The sequence below is a fragment of the Pseudomonas sp. AK106 genome, assembly GCF_053903055.1.
Genome location: NZ_CP096426.1, coordinates 1,200,661 through 1,222,589, shown reverse-complemented (window position 1 = coordinate 1,222,589; position 21,929 = coordinate 1,200,661). Strand labels below are relative to the sequence as shown.

Annotated in this window: 23 protein-coding genes and 1 pseudogene; 13 read left to right on the top strand and 11 right to left on the bottom strand. The window is 52.5% G+C overall.

What is annotated here, in order from left to right:
- The first annotated feature begins 262 nt into the window (after positions 1-262).
- The gene (locus M1E04_RS05590; protein WP_456292526.1) at positions 263-418 is read left to right on the top strand and encodes a hypothetical protein; all 156 of its coding nucleotides are present in this window, start codon (positions 263-265) and stop codon (positions 416-418) included.
- A gap of 15 nt (positions 419-433) precedes the next feature.
- Here the strand turns inward: M1E04_RS05590 and M1E04_RS05585 are convergent, their stop codons facing one another.
- A complete protein-coding gene (locus M1E04_RS05585) occupies positions 434-1,354 on the bottom strand; it encodes a hypothetical protein (protein ID WP_456292525.1) in 921 nt (306 codons plus the stop codon).
- 144 nt (positions 1,355-1,498) lie between these two features.
- Here M1E04_RS05585 and M1E04_RS05580 point away from each other — a divergent pair, with 144 nt between their 5' ends.
- Entirely contained in the window at positions 1,499-1,735 is a 237-nt protein-coding gene (locus tag M1E04_RS05580) for a hypothetical protein (RefSeq protein WP_236422990.1), read from the top strand.
- Here the strand turns inward: M1E04_RS05580 and M1E04_RS05575 are convergent.
- Complete coding sequence (locus M1E04_RS05575; RefSeq protein WP_236478489.1) at positions 1,713-2,165, bottom strand: hypothetical protein; 453 nt, start codon at positions 2,163-2,165, stop codon at positions 1,713-1,715. The two genes, M1E04_RS05580 and M1E04_RS05575, sit on opposite strands and share 23 nt — an antisense overlap.
- Before the next feature lie 441 nt (positions 2,166-2,606).
- On the opposite strand from M1E04_RS05575, the gene M1E04_RS05570 reads away from it, so the two are divergent.
- The 10 genes and pseudogenes from M1E04_RS05570 to M1E04_RS05525 form a co-directional block, all read left to right on the top strand.
- Positions 2,607-4,067, top strand: coding sequence for a tyrosine-type recombinase/integrase (locus M1E04_RS05570; RefSeq protein ID WP_236422950.1), 1,461 nt, complete (start codon positions 2,607-2,609; stop codon positions 4,065-4,067).
- Positions 4,064-7,492: a site-specific integrase gene (locus M1E04_RS05565; protein WP_236422951.1), complete on the top strand. Its 3,429-nt coding sequence runs from the start codon at positions 4,064-4,066 to the stop codon at positions 7,490-7,492. The genes M1E04_RS05570 and M1E04_RS05565 overlap by 4 nt, the downstream gene beginning before the upstream one ends.
- Complete coding sequence (locus tag M1E04_RS05560; protein ID WP_236422952.1) at positions 7,476-8,162, top strand: hypothetical protein; 687 nt, start codon at positions 7,476-7,478, stop codon at positions 8,160-8,162. Before M1E04_RS05565 ends, M1E04_RS05560 begins: the two co-directional genes overlap by 17 nt.
- The gene (locus M1E04_RS05555; RefSeq protein WP_226504912.1) at positions 8,146-8,487 is read left to right on the top strand and encodes a hypothetical protein; all 342 of its coding nucleotides are present in this window, start codon (positions 8,146-8,148) and stop codon (positions 8,485-8,487) included. Before M1E04_RS05560 ends, M1E04_RS05555 begins: the two co-directional genes overlap by 17 nt.
- Positions 8,484-10,385, top strand: a complete 1,902-nt coding sequence (locus tag M1E04_RS05550; protein ID WP_456292524.1) for a hypothetical protein — start codon at positions 8,484-8,486, stop codon at positions 10,383-10,385. Before M1E04_RS05555 ends, M1E04_RS05550 begins: the two co-directional genes overlap by 4 nt.
- A 173-nt stretch (positions 10,386-10,558) precedes the next feature.
- A complete protein-coding gene (locus tag M1E04_RS05545; RefSeq protein ID WP_236422954.1) occupies positions 10,559-11,575 on the top strand; it encodes a glycosaminoglycan attachment site in 1,017 nt (338 codons plus the stop codon).
- A gap of 114 nt (positions 11,576-11,689) precedes the next feature.
- Complete coding sequence (locus M1E04_RS05540) at positions 11,690-12,109, top strand: HAD family hydrolase (protein ID WP_456292523.1); 420 nt, start codon at positions 11,690-11,692, stop codon at positions 12,107-12,109.
- 615 nt (positions 12,110-12,724) lie between these two features.
- Entirely contained in the window at positions 12,725-13,147 is a 423-nt protein-coding gene (locus M1E04_RS05535) for a hypothetical protein (RefSeq protein WP_456292522.1), read from the top strand.
- Positions 13,148-13,263: 116 nt separating this feature from the next.
- On the top strand, positions 13,264-14,055 hold the full coding sequence (locus M1E04_RS05530) for a hypothetical protein (protein ID WP_065992377.1): 792 nt from the start codon (positions 13,264-13,266) through the stop codon (positions 14,053-14,055).
- A gap of 7 nt (positions 14,056-14,062) precedes the next feature.
- Positions 14,063-14,182, top strand: a pseudogene (locus M1E04_RS05525) (MbcA/ParS/Xre antitoxin family protein); the annotation flags it as partial.
- Positions 14,183-14,219: 37 nt separating this feature from the next.
- On the opposite strand, the gene M1E04_RS05520 reads toward M1E04_RS05525, so the two are convergent.
- The 7 genes from M1E04_RS05520 to M1E04_RS05490 all read right to left on the bottom strand — a co-directional run bounded on the left by M1E04_RS05520 (position 14,220) and on the right by M1E04_RS05490 (position 19,883).
- A complete protein-coding gene (locus M1E04_RS05520) occupies positions 14,220-14,768 on the bottom strand; it encodes an arsinothricin resistance N-acetyltransferase ArsN1 family B (RefSeq protein WP_032656505.1) in 549 nt (182 codons plus the stop codon).
- Between the two features lie 19 nt (positions 14,769-14,787).
- A complete protein-coding gene (gene arsH, locus M1E04_RS05515; protein WP_065993189.1) occupies positions 14,788-15,522 on the bottom strand; it encodes an arsenical resistance protein ArsH in 735 nt (244 codons plus the stop codon).
- Entirely contained in the window at positions 15,522-15,992 is a 471-nt protein-coding gene (locus M1E04_RS05510; RefSeq protein ID WP_236422958.1) for an arsenate reductase ArsC, read from the bottom strand. Before M1E04_RS05510 ends, arsH begins: the two co-directional genes overlap by 1 nt.
- Positions 15,993-16,001: 9 nt before the next feature.
- A complete protein-coding gene (locus M1E04_RS05505; protein ID WP_236422959.1) occupies positions 16,002-17,291 on the bottom strand; it encodes an arsenic transporter in 1,290 nt (429 codons plus the stop codon).
- 22 nt (positions 17,292-17,313) lie between these two features.
- On the bottom strand, positions 17,314-17,664 hold the full coding sequence (locus M1E04_RS05500; protein ID WP_236422960.1) for a metalloregulator ArsR/SmtB family transcription factor: 351 nt from the start codon (positions 17,662-17,664) through the stop codon (positions 17,314-17,316).
- Positions 17,665-17,808: 144 nt separating this feature from the next.
- Entirely contained in the window at positions 17,809-19,203 is a 1,395-nt protein-coding gene (locus M1E04_RS05495; protein WP_236422961.1) for a heavy metal sensor histidine kinase, read from the bottom strand.
- Complete coding sequence (locus M1E04_RS05490; RefSeq protein ID WP_456292521.1) at positions 19,200-19,883, bottom strand: heavy metal response regulator transcription factor; 684 nt, start codon at positions 19,881-19,883, stop codon at positions 19,200-19,202. The genes M1E04_RS05495 and M1E04_RS05490 overlap by 4 nt, the downstream gene beginning before the upstream one ends.
- A 191-nt stretch (positions 19,884-20,074) precedes the next feature.
- Between M1E04_RS05490 and M1E04_RS05485 the strand changes: the two genes are divergently transcribed.
- Positions 20,075-20,521, top strand: a complete 447-nt coding sequence (locus M1E04_RS05485; protein WP_065992367.1) for a DUF411 domain-containing protein — start codon at positions 20,075-20,077, stop codon at positions 20,519-20,521.
- Between the two features lie 51 nt (positions 20,522-20,572).
- Here M1E04_RS05485 and copD read toward each other — a convergent pair whose 3' ends face one another.
- Together copD and copC are read right to left on the bottom strand one after the other, a co-directional pair.
- On the bottom strand, positions 20,573-21,508 hold the full coding sequence (gene copD, locus M1E04_RS05480; protein ID WP_065992366.1) for a copper homeostasis membrane protein CopD: 936 nt from the start codon (positions 21,506-21,508) through the stop codon (positions 20,573-20,575).
- A gap of 2 nt (positions 21,509-21,510) precedes the next feature.
- On the bottom strand, positions 21,511-21,894 hold the full coding sequence (gene copC, locus M1E04_RS05475) for a copper homeostasis periplasmic binding protein CopC (protein ID WP_065992364.1): 384 nt from the start codon (positions 21,892-21,894) through the stop codon (positions 21,511-21,513).
- Positions 21,895-21,929 lie beyond the last annotated feature (35 nt).

The following is a 21,929-nucleotide window of genomic DNA, read 5'->3' as shown; positions in this document are numbered from 1 at the left end:
TTCCGCTGCCCCTCCCCTGATACCCCTGCCCTGCGACACGCACTTGGCCAGACCGCTACGCCCGATGATCTGCAAGCCAAAATTCCTGCCTCTGCAAGAGAGGCGCTGGCACTACGAGCAAGACGTCACCCACAAAGTCGTCAATCCACGACAGAAGTTCGCCAGTGACGATGACATAGCCCTTGTTGCTGCTGCATAGAGAGGCTTGAGCGCTATCCGGGGGCCGAGCTGCTACGGTCAGTAGGCGCTGGAAAGCGGAGTAATGGTTACAATCCTTGAGGACTGCCCCACCGAAAGCTTCGAGTTCTTCGTGGTCTTCCCCTCAGCGAAGTACCTGCCAGAGCGTGTCATGGCCTTGGCCGACTACCTGAAACATCAGCTGAGCCAGCAGTCGGAGCTACAGCTAATCGACGCTTGAATGAAAGTCAGCCGGTCATCTGAGTGATCGTTGAGAACCTATGGAAAACGCTACCAAGCGCCGATTTTTGACGGTTTCATTGTGATAGTGCCGTAGCCAGAAGTATTTTCTGAGGATTCCCCTATTGACCCTCTTGAGGTCGTTATCTTCATAATGCTCACGGTAAGCAGCCCAATATTCCCGAATCGACTCGACAACGAAGATTTGCTGAGCCTTGAGGTATTGTGCGCACTGCATACGCGTCGCTAGGACAGATGGGCGGGTCGCAGGGTGGAACATCGCCCTGCTAACAGCGGGTGACCTTAGATCTTGACCCGCCAGCATCAAGTCGAGCGAATTCACCCAGGTGATACCGTTTTCCGCCACCAAGAACTCTGAATCACCATACATTCGGCTGAAGAGCTGCCGAACTCTACCCATTAGCGCCTCGTTTTGGACTACATCGTCTGCCAAGGCAATGCGAGCAAACTTAGCCTTGCCTTCAGTCTCACTCGCGGCGCTAAGGCCTGCGCCCACAGCAAAGCTGTCGCGAATGTCGCAAAATTGAGTAGAGATGCCGCCTCGGAAGGTGATTTTTTGTTCCAGCAGACATTTGTGCATCAGCATGCACAACCGAAAAATGAGTAGCATCAGGGCGTTGGCAGAGTGCGTTAGCACCTGATCAGCATCCGTCTCTTCCTCCATTTCTTTCGGCTTGAACGTCACGACCACCGAGTCAGAGATGCAGGTACTTTTGACGTCATACCAATCGTAGGGGTTGTGTCCGCCAGTCTTCCTGTACCCCTCAGCGAGCGCCTGCTCATGACCGGTCAAAACATCCCGATTGCTGATCATAAACTCCAATAGGTCTTGCGCCTGCTGGTCGGTGGTGACCACCGTGTTCAGCTTCTTGAAGCCCAGCATGTCGATAAACACTGTCCACTGCACTGCTTTCATTGCGTCGAAATCGCTTCTCAGAGAGGGTCGGTCAGGGTGGCTGGTCAGGATGGTACGTGAAACACGGGTACGGTGATGATTAGCTCGCGATTCGAGTCGTCCGGCTGGTGGAAGACTAGCGGAAGACTAGCGGAAGCCACTTTCGTGCCGGTACGCCGCTTTGCGCTTGAAGCTCGCACGCGCCTGGACAGTAGCATCGATGCCAGCCAGCACCTTGCTGGTATCAACGCCCTTGTTGAAGACCAAAATCGCCGTCTTGCTATCTCGCCAGGTCGTGAAGCCGAGCAACTGATCGATGGCCTCTCCGAAGGCCTTGGGCCCCTTCCAGAACTTGCACTTGGCGATGAAAACGTTGCTATCACCCCTCGCGCAGCAGGATGACGGTCTTACCGCTCATGTTGAAAGTCTCGCCTGAGGCTTTGCCCTCAAACTGGGCGTTGAGCTGTACCAGGAAATGTTGCCGTAACCCCTCCTCGTCCATGGACTTGAAAGCGGCAGGACTGCGCTCCACGACCAATGCCATGTCCTGCATGATTTTCAGCACGCGCTCGTACTGATCCATCGCCCAGGTAGGTTCCGACTCGAAAGGCTGGGATGTAGCCGGTGGCAGGGTGGGTACGGACTCGCGGCGAGCGGTGGGTACAGCGTAGGTTTTCGGTGAATCTGAACACTGTCGAACAGGGATACCCAGGTCTGCCGTGCGCTGAGACTTGGCCAGCAAGCGCTTCTTGCGATCGTTCACCACCTGCGCGGCCAGATGATGAGCGACGCATTGTGCGCGTTGATCTGGTATTCCTGCCATCCGGGGCATTGCTCAATATCCATCAGCAACCGGTCAATCTCCGGACGTGTCTCACGCGGAGAGTCTGAAGGAGACTGGAACTCAAGGATCAGCTCACCGCCAGCCACTTTGGCGCGCGGAAGGTGGGTCGACCACTGCTTCGATTGGCAAAAGAAGAAAAGCTCACGGCCATCGAACGGCACATGAACCGTCACACACTCCCCAGGCACGAGCGCAGGCCGCCTCATGTCACGTATAAACCTACGGGAATCGCCCCGGACGCTGAAGTTAAACGAAGAGGAAAACACATTCAGCCGAGTGCGGTCATTGAAAGCCCACAATGACGTCGCCAATGTAAATAAACTATTATAATAATAGTACCAATAGTTTATTTCAATTGATAAACTCGAAAAAGATTAAGATCATAAGCTATACCAATTGTATATCACATGAATTATAGCGAGTCAATATATGATTAAGCCGACTTTAAGCGAACGTGACCAAGCGGCGATTGGATCAGGTCGAAAGGTTGAATGGGTTGATCAGCAAAGCACTCGCAAAGGCAACTTGAAAAATGTCCTTCTGGTGCATACCGAGCCGCCGCGCCTCTACGAAACGGCAACCGGGCAACCGGTGCCCTCATTTAACGCCTACTCCCGAGGCATCCACAGACAGCTGGGAACGAAAAGCTCACGGGCGAGAAATGAGCAATACACCTACCGCAATGCGGGCTTCATTGACTACCTGTATGAGTCCAGAGCGCTCGGCGCCGGCCAGATCGATCCGGAAGCGCTCGGCGAAACGATCAATTCCTACTTCATCTTTTTGACCCAAGGAGTCAACAGCACCGACTTCGTGGTCAGGACGGTGGCTAAACGGCTGGGTCGGACGCCAATCAGCGTTGTCTCGGCCCTTGCCTATAAAGCTGCCGCCAACCATTTTCTGCGGCTTCACGCAGCTCTCCTGAGGGACTCATTGGCCATGGCCAACTTCCTCAACCCGGGAATCCTGATCGAGGCCCCAAACGAACTCGATGCTTTGGCAGATCGACGTCGGAGCAAAATCGAGATCGAACAGATGCGTTCGAAGCTCATGGAGTTCAAGGAAAAACCTGCTGAGGTCTATCAGACCGCGCAGGGAGGCCTAGAGGGCGGAAGGGCTCCCAAAAGCAAGCCCCCAAAGGAGTTTCCATCACGTCGAATTTTGAGCCTGATCGAGAATCTGCCGCCCTTAGAGAAGGTAGTTGCCTTGCTCCAAGCTGGCGGTGGTCTCCGACAGTCCGAAGCCTGGGCCATGAGAAACGATGAAATCAACTTGAAGGAACGCTCCCTTCGCATAGAAGACCCTAACCACTGGCGCGACCCTTCCGCTAAAGATTTGCCCTTCAAAGGAAGGACGACAGCAAGAATCTACATGTTCGAACCCTTTGAAACCCTCTTCTATGATGCTTTGGCTGAATACAAGGCAATACGCCCCACCTCAGATAGCGAGTTCCTTTTCATATCAGACAACCGCAATAACTATGGTGAGCCATTGGTCGATGCTGTCAAACCGAACTCGCTTAACCGCAGGATTAATCGCGCACTCGCAAAAGCTCAACAAAAAGCAGGGATAACTGAGAGCACACCTACGAAGTTATATACTTCCCATAGTCTTCGTCACTTCTACGGCTATTGGGCCAGGAATTTTGTCTACATCCCTGGGCGCCGTGGAGTTGGATTAACCCTAGGTGAGATTCAGGTGCTAATGGGGCACGCAAATATCGCATCCACTATTATTTACGCCAAGCTCGACCAAGAGGTGCTCATGGCCGAAATTCACGCTTCGCAGCAAATGGCGGCTATCTGGAATGAAACCAGCAGTATCGACAGCCTGCGTGCGGATGCGTATGAAGCCTTGGCACAAGATCTGCGCGGACGCTTGGCAGCATGATTAACGTATCGAAAGAAATTCGGTTAATCGCGCCCGAGAAGTTGCACGCTGCTTCAAAAGTGATTTTCAGTAAAATGACCGAGCCATTAACGTCCAAGCGGGTGAACCTAAACGAATACTCAAGCGACAGGCAGTACCACAAACGTCACGCCATCGTAAAGTTCTGCCGATTAAGATCCGCTCGACAGACGTCCGAGAGTGATCTGAACAATATTTTCAAAATTACCCTGCTGGAAGGTGATGGTGGCCCTCCGGCGTCAACGCTGTATCACCAACTGACAGGTATACGTCCCGACCGACCAGAGGACGTGACGGGCTTAGTAGTTCCATTTAAGGCGCTGCTCTGCCTGCTCTGGGCAGAGAAGATAGTAACCTTGCCATTCACATTCGAGTTGAGCTCTGCATGGAAAAAGAATCCAGAGTTGGAAAAACACACCTGTGGGTTTATTTTCGAGGTAGCAAAGGGCTCAAACAACATTGAAAGAGCCTCCAGAAGGTGGCAGTACCGCACGTCATGGCAATCTAAAGATGATGTGAATTTTGACGAAATCTGGGCCGCCATACCTGAGATAGTGAGTCTTAAACTTGATAAAGGAAATAAACACTTCTCTTTCATACCTTGGCTCAAGAAGTTCTCGGCCATGTTCAGCGAAATCGTGTCTCCTGAACAGTGCTTCTACCTTGAGCGATATCAAATGTACCTTATATCAAAACGCGCCCACAACGAAAGTATTGCTCAAAATATTAAGGATTATGATGAGTATGTAAAATATTATGTTATGACACCTGAGGAAGCGTCAAACATACCCACGCACGACCGAAAACTTCGTCGCTACAAGATCAGAAACATTAACAGAGAGTATGCTCGCTCTTCTCCGACAGCTAAGCTTAAAAGAAAAGAGCGAACGATCATAGAAAGACAGATGGCTCGAATAGAAAAGGCGCAGCGCGTCGCAGACGAAAGCGAAGCTTTGTATAACGAGCTTCACTCTTCGATATCCGCCGAGGACTACCTGCTTTTACTATCTCTACCTCCGCGAAAGCCTGACTTCAATTGGGTGACAAACGATTTCTATCCCGGTCGCTCACACATCGAAATCGAGAAGACCTACCGTCAGTGGGTAACGATGGCGGAGATATTTGTTGCCAAACTTATCAATCCTAACAACCCTAAAAACTCCAGAAGCTATATAGACAACCAGATCCAACATATCAAATTCTTATTTGACTACATCTTTTTTTACCTACCTATGTGGAAAGAGCTGCATCCTACTTCCACACTTCGGCTGCCAGAAACCATCATTGACTTCGAGCGAGTGGTATTTTGGTGCGACGATCTAATTGACCATGAAACCGTACAATCGATTTATCGAGATCATGACATTTCCGGCAAACTTGAGATGCCACTGACCGGATTGAAACTTCGCACGTTGATGTTCACGGAGAAATCTACTAAACCCTTTGTTAATTCAGTGCATCTCTTCTTTGAGCTAGTAAGAACCTATGGCGCACCTCATGGGTTTGTAGATGGTGGGTATGCCAATCCCGTCAACCGCTCCATGGATTCGACTGGAAGTGGCGGACGATCGAAGTCTGACAAGAAGCCATTCCCTCGGGACATTTCAATTATCGCAAAAGCCTACATGAGCGCGCTTGACGCCATTGGCATCAACATCAGAAACTCCATATTAGATGGTCGCATTGCTCCTGAAACAATTGCAGAAATCAAATCAAGCGATTGGATTGATCTCACGAAAATCCACCTCGGCACCACGGTAACTTTACGCAGTTCGAAGCGTCCACTGGAGACCTATCAGATACCCATTACAATCATACCCAACATCTACAACTGGTGGTATGGCGATTACCACTCAACCAACGCAGCCACCATTGTTACGGCATACTTGCCCTGGCTTTCAACACTCAGGATGCTGGCTATCGGACTATTTGGAGGCCAAAGAATACAAAATGGCCAATGGCTGGATCTCAGAACGTTCGACAATTTTTATCACGAAAAATACGTTGACGCTTTCAATCTCTGCACGCTGCATGTCAACACAGACAAATCTGGGAAATCGAGGGATGTTGTGATCGATGGCGATGTCATGAAGAGTCTCATCGATGAGCGATATTTTCAAACGGAGGTTTACACCAGAGCTCCTGGCCTTGTTTATTACGAGAATGACCCGAGGGATCCTAACAAATACGGCATGATTTGCCCATTGTTTAGAAGTCCTTGGGGAGACCACGACCTCCCTTTTTCGGACGGGACATACTCTGACGAATGGATACATTTTTGCAGGGGCTTGGAGCAGGTATATAACTCCATTGTAAGTCCCGACTCGCATCACAGCTTCATAACCATAAGCGCTTCTGGCAACGAACTGGCGGTGCATGTCCCACACTCTCTTCGGGTGGCGTGGATTTCTCACATGCGATTGTACGGGCACCTCGATGTCACCTATACCGCTCAGCAAGCTGGTCACAAAATAAATGATCAGATTGCTGTGACAACCGACTACTATACAGTGGTTACTCCCGAAGATATGTTAGAGAACATAGGCCGTGCTAATAGCATCGTCACAGACAGTGCCTATGAAGCGCTGATGGGCAAGATTAATCAGCCGAGCTCGCCGGGCAGCGCCATTGTTAAAGGGTGGCACGAAAACAAGGCGCAGCTCGTCAAAGATCAAAAATTCAGAAGCCAACAATTTTATCTCATCGATAGCCAAGAATCAGGCACAGATTTGATAGCCACAACCAAAGCCCCGCCGGGATTTTACACTCATTGTATCTGCATGCGTGATGGCGACTGCCCCAAGAAACTTGTGGAGTTCACAGGACGTTCGAGAGTTTGTAGCCTTTGCGATGCAGCAGTATGGGGCATCGATCATTTGCCAGGCATGAACGTAAAGATGCGACAGGCTCAAATCAACAGTCTTCAACTCGTGGATAAAATCAGTCAGCTGGCTGACGCAGCCATTTCACAAGCTGAGATGGAGCCATACCATCACGAACTGACAATCGCTCGCTACGAGATCGCATCATATAAACATTTGGCCGATCACCTTAATGAAGTATTGGATTCGGACAATAAAAATCCAGGGTATATTTCCCGCTACCGTGACCTCGTTGGTGCTAAGCGACATGCTGTAGACATGTCAAACCCTCTCCACCGGGTTATTGCGGGAATTATTGATTCTGAAGCCTATCCGCACTTAACTTCGGCCAATTACCCCTACATGGTTGAGCGGCTAGCCAAGAACCCAGACCTTCTAAAATTAGAACTAAGCGATCCTACGTCTAAGCAGCTTATCGCCTGCCAGATAGCCACCATCCTCAGAAGCTCAGACTTCACTTTTGAAGAGGTGATTACGCTTGTTTCAGATCCTTACCTGGCCCTGGAGCGTGAAAAAATTGAATAATCATCGTTCTGACCAGCTGACGCTTCAGGATAAAAATAAGCATGATTGGAAGCAGGAGCAACTCAATAGAACTTTGGCAAAGACCAAGGCTACTTTAGAGTCATTGATCAAAAAAAATGTGCCGCCCTACAAAAATTTTTCAAACTTGGCCAGGGATGTGGCTCTCATTGTTGGCGTGGATCCTTCACTTTATAGAAAATCAAATACACCTCAAAAGAGACTTTTTGATAGCTATGCTGTGAAACTCTGCACAAAGATCCCCCGAGTACTTGCAGAATCCTTGATTCCAGAAGAAACGCTTCAAATCAAACTTAGCGAAGCGAAACATAGAATTCTGGTTCTGGAAAATATATTGAGTGATCTATCAAAAAAATCGAAACCAAAAATAACCATGATTAAAACTGACAGTTTCCTGCACGCTTTCGAAACGACCTGCAAGCTAATCGAAATCATATTGAAAGAAGATCAGTTCCTATATTTTGAAAAAGGTCGCTTGATGACCCGCGCAACGATGACAGCAGTTCCCGCATCACTCTCTGATGCAAAAACTTGCAAACCCTTCTTGGACTGGCGCCATGCAAAAAACACTAATCTTGGATCGCTTAGCACAGCTGAACTTGAAGAATCGCTTCGCTCTTCGACTGAAAGAGGAAATGGCGAAACTGATTGAGGTAGACGCCTTTATGCCCATGAGGAAAGGCAGCATTGATCTTACATGGTTGGCAGCCAGGATTGGCGCCACTCGACAAATATTTTATGCCCGCCGAGGCAACCCCGAAGTGCATATACTCCTAGCGATGCTGAATGAATTCCTGGAAAGCTCGATCGCCACTCTTCCCGGAGGCGCGCCTCTAAATATTGAAAATTCCAGATTGCAAACCGAATTGACCCTGATCAAGCAGGAAAATTCGACGCTGAAGCAACAACTTCGATCGGCGCGTCATGTGCTAAACATGATCCACGCAGGCGGCATCGTACTGAGCGATCGCCCATGAAGAAGTACCTCATCAAGCGGCTAATCCATCGGCTAGATGGCATCAGCCAAATCACCTGCGTCCACTCAGGGAACGGTAGAATCGCCTCATTGCGCTTTCGCACTGATGCATTCGATTTTCCGCTGCTTGCCGGGCGCATGTACATGCTGCGAACCGCTGCACGTAGCCATGGAGTCAACCTGGTAGCTGCTCTGGAATGTGGCCTAGACATCTCGGCCTGGGTCACGCTCATTGAACACAACTTTTTCCTCGCCGATATTCAGCTCAAACCTGCTGCAAAACGACTGCTCACCTCCCTGGACGCAGCTCAACGCGAGAGGCTTCTAGCCAGTCTCGTCCAGAATGACCTGAAACCCTGGCAAGGAGTACTCCCAGCGCCGCAATGCACTCTGCTAGGGGTAGCGTTCCAAGAGTCTCAGCAACGGTTCCAGCACGTTAAAGGACTCATGGCCTGGGGGCTTCCTCAAACGCGCGCAGAAGCCTGCTATGACACGTTTGGTTCCGATGCATGCGCCGTTCCGCTTGCCAGGCTCAAGGCCCTCTTGTCGTTCGGCACATCGCAGTTGATTCAATCAGTCCTGTCCTCACAAACGAGTTTGGACGCCAGCCAACGTGCGGCGCTTGAGCTACTGACCTGGTTCAGAGATCAAGGCTCGAAGGGACGCACGATCTTTCACAAGACGGAGCTGCCCAAGTCCTCCGGAAAGGCCCTCGAACTCTGCACCGACCGGGGCTGGACAATTGTTGATGGGGAGTACTGCCAACTCAAATCCCACGCTATGCTTCAGGTCGCCGTGCGCAGACAGCTCGAACGCCTATCGAGCAGTTTTTTCCCCATCTATACGCCTCAGGAAGTCCAGTATAGTTATTCCAGATACAGCCAAGTCATCGCATCCTATGACCACCATAATTACCAAGACGAAATCATCGTAGCCATCAACTCAAGGCTGTCGGTGATCAGTGCCCGTGCTCTACTAAGCGTTTGTGAGTTCACGAGCCAGCTGTCCGGCACCCTGCAGATCTTGTACGCGCCGGCTCCTCAGCTCGTCGTGTATTCGAGCTCCATGCTGCCTATCTATGATGCCTGTACTGAGAACGTTGCAGTTCCTTTCCACGAACTCCCACCTGACCTCGCTGAGTACGGCACCGTCATCATCACCGACTGCCATCTACTGACGCTCAGTGACTTCTTGGTGGCCCTCCAGGGAGTCCCTGCCTCCACGCGGGTGGTGCTATTCGATGCCCGGCCAGCTATGGCTGAGCAACCAGCACATTTCCTGGACGTTCTCAAAGCCTACTACCCCACCATCGCCCTGCACGCTGCGAGTCACCCCGTATCAGCGATCCAAGCGCCGAACCTTGAGCTCAACGGCGAAGACCAGGTGTTCAATGTCCACTGGGCCGAGCAATGGCACCAAGCGTCAAAGGGTGAAATTTTTGTCAGTGACTCTCCCCCGCTGATCGCAACGATCAATCAGCGTCTGGGTCGAGTGCGAGCACCGGTAGTGCTTCAAACCCAGGAGACAAGTTTCAGAAAGCATGATCTGATCAGAGTGCGGCCAGCCCATGCCAACAAGTGGGATCCTTTCATCTGCCGGATTCATTCCGTCAGAGGGAAGGGGCTGTTTGTGGAAGCGGAAGGCAGGTACTCCACCTTATCACCTGAGTTCGTTGACGAGGCGAATGTGTCACTTGGCTTCGCCATGTCTCCAGAGGCAGCCGTACAGGCAGGTGCACGATCGGTCGTGCTGATCGCAGCGAAGGCATCGAGGCATGCTTGGATTGATTATCTCAAAGCCTATCGAATTGAGGTCAAGCAGGTGTATGTGCATGATCAACCTATGACGGCGAAGACAATACCGATCTCTCACCAACGGCTGACCCCACTGGTTGAGTAGGGCCTTGAGCCCCCTCGCGGGCTTGTCCTGTGGGTCATCCAAAAATCCAGTACTAGCCCTGCCGAAATCTTTACTACATTCAACGCCAGGACACAGCGTTGATATGATAGTCACCCTCGAATAGTCTTCCGCGAAGGTCTGAACTCTAACGGCTTTGCTCAAGGAAGCGCGTCATGCCCATTGATCTATTCACACATCAGGTCGATGCCGAGACCCAGCATGCGATTTTTAAAATGATGAACGAGGCGCCCTACGGGCCCGAGCGCGCAGTTTTGGCTAAATGGGCCGAGGGCTTCGAAGATCGTGACGGTAAGTTTGTCAGAGAGCTGCAAACGACTTTCGAGTCCTCATTCTGGGAGCTCTACCTGTTTGCTGCGCTCAAGGAATTGGGTCTACCAATCAACCTTCGTCATCATGCCCCTGACTTCGTGGTGGAGGGGGGCGTGCCATTCTGCCTGGAAGCGACGATTGCAAGACCGCCGGTTGGCGGAGAACCTGCATTTGGCTTTCCCATGGCCGCACCTCCTAAGGACTTCACCGATTTCAACATCGAATCGACCCTGCGGATTTGCAACAGTTTCGATGCCAAGATTAAGAAGTACCGCAAAAGCTACCTCAACCATGCGCACGTTGAAGGCAAACCCTTCGTAATTGGCATCGCATCGTTCGACAGGCCGCACTCACATTTCGCATCTGGGCGCCCAATCCTTGCAGCATTGTATGGGCTTTACCACGACGAGGCGGCGACCAAACCGGGGGACACCCACGTCGTATCGTACAACGTCACTGCAGCCCCTAAAAATGCCAATACCAACATTGAGGTCGGACTGTTTTGTGACGACTCACATGCGGAAGTATCAGCGGTTGTTTATAGCTGCCTCGCCACTTGGGGGAAGCTGAGGGCTCTGGCTGATAGTCCTGAGGCACCGTCCGTGTACACCACCTTGCACCCTAATCAAGGGAGCCTGATTCCAGTGGTGCGGAATACCTGGAAACGAGACTACACAGAGCACCTCATGGACGGACTCTATGTGCTTCACAATCCGTTTGCTCGGCATCCCCTGCCTCCTGGACTGCTCAGCCATCCCCGGCTATGCGAGGTAAGGGTCGCTGATGATGGGGAGCTCATCTTGGATGCCCCGGATGATTTTCTGCTCTTAAGGATGCTGCAAAGCATCAAGATCACTTGAAGGCCCGACCAGCCACATACGGCTGGTCGCTTCGAATGTGTGCCCTTCTGACCCACTGTATCCTGCCAAACCAGATGAAGCGGGCCTCAACCGCAGTTGTTAAACGCAATCCAGATGTCCGTCAGATTCATACTTTTCGACGCGTTCGGCACCTTACTTCGAATCCCGCAGGGCAGACACCCCTATCGCATGATTTTGAAAGATGGCATCCGACAAGGGCGTCTCCCGCAGCCGAACAATCTGCACCAGGTCATGACCCGCAGCCTGAGCCTGGCGGAAGCGGCTGAGCTTTTCGAAATCAGCGTACGACCCGATCTCATGGTCGAAATTCAAGGCGCACTGGACGCTGATCTAGATAGCATCGAACCGTTTGATGATGGAATGCGAGCAGTGGAAATGCTGCAGGCCGAAGGCATCAAGATTGCCATTGCCTCCAGTCTCGCTGCACCATATGGAGAACCCGTACGCCGACTGTACAGCGCAGTCGTGAGATTGCGAGCAACTCCCTTCCATGAACACTCCTGTGCCACATGAAAAACTGGATCTTGGACATCACGAAAATGCCATCAGCAATGGCAATACTCCCCTATACAACACGATGAGAGCTCTCCGGCGGCCTGAACACCCGCATGAATTCAGCGCCTTGAGATTGCCGGCCATCCCGTGAGAGGCCCGGAAACTCTGCTCACCTCACCTTTGGAAGCGAACAGCCAGTTTTTCCAATTGCCCCGATGGCCACTTTAGCGACGACGCAGTCACCGACAGCTAAATTAACTAAATATTGGTAATCCCACAATCTTAGTTACGAAAACTCAGTTATCAATTTAAGGCAAAATCAATGTTATACCCGCAACCAATACACCAGCTCTAAATAATAGCTTGACACTACCGCCGCCATCATCTTTAGTTAGCAAGTCGCTCAGAACTCAACGTGATCACCATGACCTATATCCACTGCAAATTGTATGCCCGTGAGGAAATAACAAGAAATGCCGGCAGTTTGCAATCCAACGTAAAAACGCCATTCGTGAACTTAAACATTGCACAAGCATGAGAATGCTTATCAAAATTTACCAAATGATTGAGTACCACTTACACGTTAAACCCGGTCACTTAATTTAATGCGAAGCACAATAGGAGAATATTAGCATGCCCGAATCACCGTATATTACTCACCGCGACATCTTTCTAACAGGAATGTATGGTACTGCTTACCTCCTGCAGGACTTTATCCTATACCAGTACAATCCAAGAAAGTTCTTCTCCGACATAGACCAACGTTGTGGCGGATTCGACCGCCGTCATCAACAAATCTATGAAGACCTTAAAGCTTGGTTCTCTGACCACGGTGCTGCTTCGCCAGGGTTTAGGCAGATCGCTGAACACCTTCAATCACAAAGAATAGCCCGGGCCCAGTCCGTTTTTGAAGAGCTTTGTCGGCTGCGAGAGATGTTTCCCGCTGACTATCCCAGCGAGCCCGGAGCGAACCCGTCGGAGGAGCATGGAAATGCGCTGCGGAACCATGAGTGGTACCACGAACAAAACGTGTCCAAAGGCTACATCTCAAGATGAACTCTGCAGCCAGGCCGACCCGGTTCTTACCTGCTGCCGAAGTCGATTCATGGCTGCCAAACCGAGAGAACTTCTTAAACAAGCCATTCTGAATTCGACCAGGGACTTTGATACGTATGCTGAAACAAGACCAGATCCTCGCCTGCGGTATGACAATGCTGAATCCAACCCAGTGCGAATTATCGCTGAGGGAGGCCTTCCCTGATCAAATCGAACGGCAGCAGCGTGTGATGCTTGCATTGAATTTTTACGACGCGTACCTCGCCATTATCGACGCGCCCATTGATAATGCACTCAATCCCATGACAATGGTGGGATTCAAAGGGTTCCTAGCAACTGAGCTCGAAATGTCTAAGGCGGAGTTAACTGCCACGGTTTGGGCCGTTAGTGACCTGCTGGCGCTGTATGGTCTGATCAGAGAGGGCGATGTTCAATTTGCCCTGAGCCAAGATGAGGCTTTCGATCGATGCACCTACCAAGGGCTGAACCGCTTACAGGATAGAATTTCCTACTACGCCAGTTGGTTTGCTATCCAGAGTGGACAAGGCGTCTACGTCGATTTCACGATTCTGGATCCCCATCTGAGCCGCTCATCGCAGCAGTTCCTTCGTAATCACCTTGGTATGTACATGATCGATAAGGATGCCGATCGGGCAGAGATGGATGCCAGGTTCATTACCAGCATTATTCAAGGGTACGTTACGAGATGGCCACATCGTGATCTGAGCCGGGCGCTCTCCGTGAAGGAGACCCGTTCATTCATTGCTGAGATCAATGCTGAGTCGGACAATCAGATGGCCCGCGCAGGCTTTACGGCCCGAGACGCCCGCATAAATCGTGGGTATCTGGCAAATGTCATTCAGGGTTTTTTCATACCTGCGGACATTTTTACTACAGCAGTGTTGTGACGACGCCCTAACCAAGCCGAAAGAACGCTTCTCGGGTAAAAGCCCACTATCGATGCTTACCAGCACCGTTGGAACTCGCCAGGTTGAAGAGATGCTGTTCCAGCTAGCTGAGGGGTTTTCTTTTTGAGGGGGCAAGCGCACTTGATCTGCTGGTCGTGGCTGATTCAGAAGAGACTGATCTCACTGAAAAGCACGGGCAGTTTTGGCGGATTCGTTGAATCCAGCGCGATACGCCAATATCCAACATCACGCCAAGCGCCATGCTTGAATCCTACTTCTGGATACGTACCAATGTGAGCGAAGCCAAGTGCTTCGTGTAGTCCCACGCTGCCATCATTGGGCAGAGCGATCCCGGCATAGGCTGCGTGAAAACCTTGCTTCTTCAATGTTGGCAGCAACACGTCATACAGTGCCCGACCGACGCCACTACGGTGCGCTTCTGGCGATATATAAACGGTGACGTCGACCGACCAGCGATAGGCCTCACGAGCCCGGTGCTGACTGGCATATGCATAGCCGATGACCTGGCCGTCTCGCACCGCAACCAGGTACGGGTAAGTTAGCAGAGTCGACTCAATCCGCATGGCCATCTCTTCGACTGAAGGCGGCTCAAGCTCGAACGAAATCGTAGTGCTCTCAACCATTGGTGCATAGATTGCCTGGATGGCTTGAGCGTCCGAAACCTGCGCAATCCTTACTGTCGTCTTGCTCATCCTCTATCCCCTTGGTGGCTCAAATCGATCTTTGATTGACTCGTTTCGAGAGCGACTCGGCGCTTTCCTTTCGCTCCGAGTAGCGATCTACCAGATACGTTTCCCGGCCCCGAACCATCAGCGTGAACTTCATTAGTTCCTCCATCACGTCGACCACACGGTCGTAGTAGGCAGATGGCTTCATACGGCCTGCGTCGTCGAACTCCAGGAAGGCCTTGGGTACTGACGACTGGTTTGGGATGGTGATCATCCGCATCCAGCGCCCGAGAATTCGCAGCTGATTTACCGTGTTGAACGACTGTGATCCACCGCAGACCTGCATGACGGCCAGGGTCTTGCCCTGGCTGGGCCGGACAGCGCCCATCGTGAGCGGAATCCAATCGATTTGGGCTTTGAATACAGCAGACATCGCGCCGTGACGCTCCGGCGAACACCAAACCTGTCCCTCTGACCACAGAACCAGATCCCGCAGCTCTTTAACCTTTGGATGGTCTTCCGGAGCGTCATCAGGGAGAGGCAAGCCCGAGGGATCAAAAATAACTGCCTCGGCTCCCATTAGGGTCAGGATGCGCGCGGCCTCTTGGGTCAGTAGCCTGCTGAAAGAGCGCTCACGGGTTGAGCCATACAGCAACAAGATGCGCGGCTTGTGAGTCGGTTGCTCGTTGCCTTGCAGACGATCCAGTGTGGCGACGTCAATCAGCGCCTGATCCAGATTGGGTAGATCCGGACTGCTCTCCGAGGAAAATTCGTCCATCACAGCTCACCTATACGATCTAGCTGGCGCTTCAGTTCCTGCGGTGTAAGCGTCGAATGATCCAAGCTGAAGAATGCCTCGAAACGCTTTTTAATCTGGACGACGGTTGCGTCAAATGCGGCCTGGATTTCGCTGTCTGTTCCTTCCACATCGGAAGGATCGGCAAGCCCCCAGTGGCTTTTGACAGCAGGCCCAAAATAGACCGGGCATGTTTCGCCTCCAGCCTTGTCACACACGGTTATCACAACATTCGGTGGTGAGTCCGAAAAGACCTCTGAGCCTTTGCTGTAAAGTCCCGAGGTATCGATACCCAGCGCTTGCAGCGTACTCACGGCGCGTGAATTCAGTTTCCCGCTAGGGAAGCTGCCAGAACTGACGGCAGTAAAGCCGCTCGGGGCCAGATGGTTGAACAACCCCTCCGAGAGAACGCTCCGGCAGCTGTTTGCCGTACACATAAATAACACTTTCATGGGTTTCTCCTAGACAGGGATGCTCAGCCGCAACGCCAGTGCCACTAGCGTTACCAGCAAGATAGGAAGAGTGAGGATGCTGCCGACTTTGAAGTAGTAGCCCCAGGTGATGCGGATGTTTTTCTGTGCCAGAACATGCAGCCACAGCAACGTGGCCAGGCTTCCGATGGGCGTGATCTTTGGGCCGAGATCGCAACCGATGACATTGGCGTAGATCATGGCCTCACGCACCAGTCCCGTAGCGTCGCTGCCCTGAATGGACAGAGCGCCGATAAGCACACTCGGCATGTTGTTCATCATCGAGGACAACAGCGCAGCGGTGATACCGGTGCCCAAGGTAGCGGCCCATAGGCCATGCTCAGCAAATATGTTCAACAGCGCCGAGAGCGAGTCGGTTAGCCCGGCATTACGCAGGCCATAGACCACCAGATACATGCCCAGCGAAAACACGACAATTTGCCAAGGCGCGTGCTTGATGACCTTTCGCGTGGAGATGATGTGGCCTTTTCCAGCAATGATCAGCAGGATCACCGCACACGCAGCAGCAACGGCGCTGATGGGGATGCCCAGCGGCTCCAGTGCGAACAGGCCAAGCAGCAGCAGGCCAAGTACCCACCAGCCAGCAATGAATGTCGCCCGGTCACGAATCACTGCATCTGGGGCTTCAAGCTGATTAGCGTCGTACTGGGTTGGAATGTCCTTGCGATAGAACATCCAGAGCATGAACAGCGTCGCGGCCACCGCTACCAGGTTCACTGGCCACATCACCGAGGCGTACTCACCAAAACCCACGCTGAAAAAGTCAGCCGAAACGATGTTGACCAGATTCGACACGACCATGGGCAGACTGGCGGTATCCGCGATGAAGCCTGCGGCCATCACGAATGCCAGAGTGGATGCCGGACTGAAACGAAGCGCCGTCAGCATCGCGATGACGATTGGGGTCAGAATCAGTGCGGCTCCATCATTGGCGAACAGTGCCGAGACGGCTGCACCGAGCAGGATCATCAGCGCAAACAGGCGTCCACCTTTGCCCTGACCCCAGCGAGCCACATGCAACGCCGCCCACTGAAAGAATCCCGCTTCATCAAGCAGCAAACTGATAATGATCACTGCAATGAAGGTCGCGGTAGCGTTCCAGACGATGCGCCACACAACCGGCACATCCCCCAGACTCACGACGCCAGTCAGCAATGCCAGGACGGCACCCACTGCCGCGCTCCAGCCGACACCTAACCCCCTGGGTTGCCAGATAACAAAGACAAGCGTAACTACGAAAATTGACGCAGCGATGAGCATGGGTATGTTCCGAATCAGAAGGTCAGCAGCAGGAGGCTTGGCGCACGGGTCTGTCTTCCATGGAAGCCAGCCTTCCTTGATTGTCGTTAACCCAGGACTGGTGCGCCTGCGTAGTGACGTTCAGAACATCCAGTGCCCACTGTTCAAGCTCGGGATGCAGCCGGTAGTAAACCCACTGACCCTGCCTCCGATCTGCGAGTAACCCGCAAGCCCGCAGTTGGGCAAGATGCCTGGAGACCTTCGACTGGCTATCGGCCAGTGCCCAGATCAACTCGCACACGCACAACTCACCCTCAGCCGAAAGCATGAGCATGATCCGAGCGCGAGTTTCGTCCCCCAGGCACTTGAAGAAGGTGTGTGGTGCAAGGCTCATAAGCGACCGCCCAATACATGTGGATAACCGAATATGCAGATGTAACCACATTCAAACCGCATGCACAAACACCTAGCGAATTTTAACGACCTCAGCTACCTCCAGCGCACTCTCCTTGGGAGGGGGCCGCTGCGTTCGTATAGCTCACACACTATGAGCATCGCTGTCCCACGCTGGCAGGCTGATCTTAAAGGCCGTATAACCTCCCCCGGAGACACATCTAACGGTGCCGCCATGAACGTCAACCAGTGATTTGACGATTGCCAAACCTAACCCCGCGTTTGTGGTGCTGCCCTCTCTGCGAGCAGGATCGACTCTGTAAAAACGATCAAACAGCCGGGGTAAATGTTGTGCTGCTATCTCCTCTCCAGGGTTTTGCACTGACAAGCTGATCATGTCGCCATCAGGTTCGATTCTGATGGAGATCACGGAGCCTGGTGGTGTGTACCGGAGCGCATTGGACAGCAGATTAGAGATCATCCGATCCAACATAGTGTCGTCGCCGTACACTGCGCCATGCCCGGAAAGCTGTAGCGTCACCCCAGTGTCGTCTGCCAGCAACTGGTAATACTCGAAGAGCTTTTCGACGACCGAACGCAACTCGATTTTTTCTTTGGTTGGTAGAATCAGACCGTTATCCGATTTGGCCAAAAAAAGCATGCCATCAATAATGCTTGAGAGGCGGTTCAGATCCTCAAGGTTGGAATAGAGATTCTCTTCATAGATTTCGGGCGCACGTTTCTTTGCGAGGATGACTTCGGTATGTGTCCGCAGATTGCTGATAGGAGTGCGCAGCTCGTGCGCGATATCAGCCGAAAAGTTGGACAGCCGAACAAAAGACTCATCAAGGCGAGCAAGCATGGCGTTGAACGAGGAGACTAGGCTTTCAAGCTCACGAGGCACCGAGTCCATCGGGATACGCTCTTTGAGCGATCCCGCTGACATCGAGGCTGCGACCCGCGTCACCTGTGCGACCGGCTTCAACCCACTACGCGCCACCAACCACCCTAAAGCTGCGCTGACCAAGACACTAATCGTCAGTCCGATCACCAGCCACCACCGCAAGGTTTCAACGAAATGCAGATGGCTAGTGATATCTAGACTCAACCACGCGTTCAGCGGCTCGGCTTCGTTTACTAATCGAACCTGGGCCTGCATGCCACGGTACATATGGCCGCCAACAGTCCACTCCCACATGTCTTCTCCAGGATCGCCCGAGAGTGAAGGAGGATGTTCAACTGCATTCGGTGTGGCGAAGATCGTCCTCCCTTCCTTGGTGGTAATCGAGGCGGAGAGTTCCTGATGTGCACCAAGCAAAGCCTGTAGTTGCAGCACGACTTCTGATGAGTCTGCGGAGCCAGCTTCGCCATCCATGATTTGGCGGATGGATTCGAGCTTTTCCGTCATGGCTTGACGGTCAAGAACCTTGAAGTGATGTTGGCTAAACGCATCGAAAGTAAAGCCCGCCACTACCAGCACGGCGACCACGGCACAGACAAACATCATGCTCAAACGGAGGGTAAGGGAAGCGCGCTTCATTCTGTTTCGGGAGCGTCTAGCATGTAGCCCATTCCCCTCATGGTCTGGATCAGCTTGGTGTCGAAATCATCATCGACTTTGGCTCGGAGGCGGCGAATAGCGACTTCGATTACGTTGGTATCGCTGTCGAAATTCATATCCCAGACCTGCGATGCGATCAGGGATTTTGGCAAGACTTCCCCCCGACGGCGCATCAGCAATTCAAGTAGCGAAAACTCCTTAGCCGTGAGGTCTATCCGGCGACCAGAGCGCATGGCGCGGCGCTTCAGAAGATCGACTTCCAGATCCCCGATCTTGATTGGTGTCTGGTTGGGCGCGGCGGAACCACGGCGAAGCAAGCTTCTTACGCGAGCAAGCAACTCGGAAAAGGCGAATGGCTTAACCAGATAATCGTCAGCTCCTAGCTCTAACCCTTTGACCCGATCATCAACTCCGTCTCTGGCCGTCAGAAACAGCACAGGAACTGCGCGCCCAGCTGCGCGAACGCTTCGGACGACATCCCAGCCGTCGATGCCCGGCATCATCACGTCCAGAATTAGGAGATCGTAGGTCTCACTCAGTGCTTGATGCAGTGCTTCCGTACCGGTCACAACCCGATCAACACTGAACCCGGCCTCTACTAGACCTTGCTGTAGATACATGCCTGTTTTAGGTTCGTCTTCTGCTACCAAGAGTTTCATGCTTGGGCTCCGGTTGTGCGGCGTTCAATTGTGCTACCAAATTGGCCGCTATGCGCAAGCTGACGCAAATGTAATCGGCAATCTGATTCTTTGCGCTTAACCTACGTTGTAACCGGTAAGTAAGCGCCACTCGCGGCCTAGGCCAAGGGCGCCTAAAGCAACCGCAGACTAACCTTGATGAGGTGCATGGAATGTTCAAACGAAAGCTATCGCTGGCTGTGGCGTTGATGATTTGTGGTGCCGCCCAGGCGGCAGCGCCGCTCACAATAGATGTACACCGCGACGCGAACTGCGGCTGCTGCAAGGAGTGGGTCAAACACCTTGAGTCGAGTGGATTCAAAGTGGTCGACCATGTAGAAAGCAATATGAGCGCTATCAAGCAGAAACTGGGTGTTCCACAGGAACTCGCCTCATGCCATACGGCTGTGATTGGCGGCAAATTCGTAGAAGGTCATGTACCAGCCGACGAAATCAAGAAGCTGAGCGGCCGCTCCGATCTCGTAGGGATTGCAGTGCCAGGCATGCCAGCAGGTTCTCCAGGCATGGAATACGGTCAAAATTATCAGCCGTATAAAGTCATGGGAGTCACCAAGGCAGGTGCGCAAGAAGTGGTGGCTACCTACCCACTCAGCCAATAGTGTTGGCTGGATCTGGGCCCCTCTTGGAGCCGCCCAGATCTGGCATCGAGCTTACCCTTGAGCCATGTCGATTGATGGGCTTAATGTCCCCAGCCAAGCCACCAGGACGACGATGACCACGGCACAGGTGGATTCGAGCACCACGCTTTTTCTCAAAGCAGTCACTGCCAGAGAGTAATCACCGGCCTGCGCAGACCGCTCAAGGGCAGGACTCAGGTAGAAACGATTCAGGGTAGCAAGTCCGATCATGCCGGCGAACAGCACGATTTTCACGAGTAGAAGAACGCCATAGGCGCCTGATATGACATTGGCCACTGTCGGCCCAACGATGAAGAGGTAATTGGCGACACCGGTCACTATGACCGTGCCAACGATCAGAGCACCGGCTGTTTCGAATCCGCTGAGTGCTCGTGAAAGTACTCGGACAAGTAGCTCAGGATCAGACCCTTTTATCCTCAACATCAAACCAAACGCCGCGAGGGCACCGATCCACCCGCCAGCGGCAAGTAAATGCAGGATATCAGCGGCAAAGTGCCAGAACCGCTTAGCACCTTCATCCATGGCTCCATGACCTGTCCACGCGAGCGTCGCGAGGGCGATGCTGCCCGCCAAGGTAGCAACCCATAGACTCTCTGTTGGCCATCGCTTGCTTTGGCTTGCGACAACAATGACCACCGCTAGCGAGATCATGCGCGTCACCCAGCTATAGCCGATCTCAGTCTCGTACAGCATCATTTCTATGTGAGGCCGCAGCTCGACCCAATCGGAGGCGCCGCTCATATTGCTTGTCATAACCACGAAAGCTGCTATGGACAACAGCATGCCTATAGCAGCGGTGCCGGGCAGTATCCACCCAAAATGAAGCACCGCTCCGGATACGCGCTCTTTACCTCGAAAGCTGTACAGCCCAAACACCGCTAGGCCGAACAAGAGCATCAAATCCAGATAAAGTGCTATGCGCAGCACCACATTCAGGGGGTCGCTCATGCTTACTTCACTTTGAACGTAACGTTGCCGATAATCGGGTGGGTATCAGAGGAGACCGCCCGCCACTCCACTTTGTAGGTGCCAGCAGTGAGAGGTGCTGCCGGAGTCAAGATCATGGTTTTAGGATCGCTACTTCCAGCCACGCTGGCCTTCATGGGCATAGGGGAATGTGCCATGCCAGGCATTTCCGTCATGACCAACTTGGCCCCGGAAAACTGGGTAACCAGGTTTTCGGAAAAATGCAGTTCTATCTTCGCAGGAGCTGGGCCGCTCTCGCCTTCAGCCGGAGTCGAAGACAGCAGCTTCGGGTGAGCCTGGGCAACTGCGCTGAGCAGAAGGCTGGAAGAAAGAGCAACGGCCACAACACAGGATTTAAATACAGACATGCAAGGCTCCTCACAGCGCAAAGCTGTTGTTATGA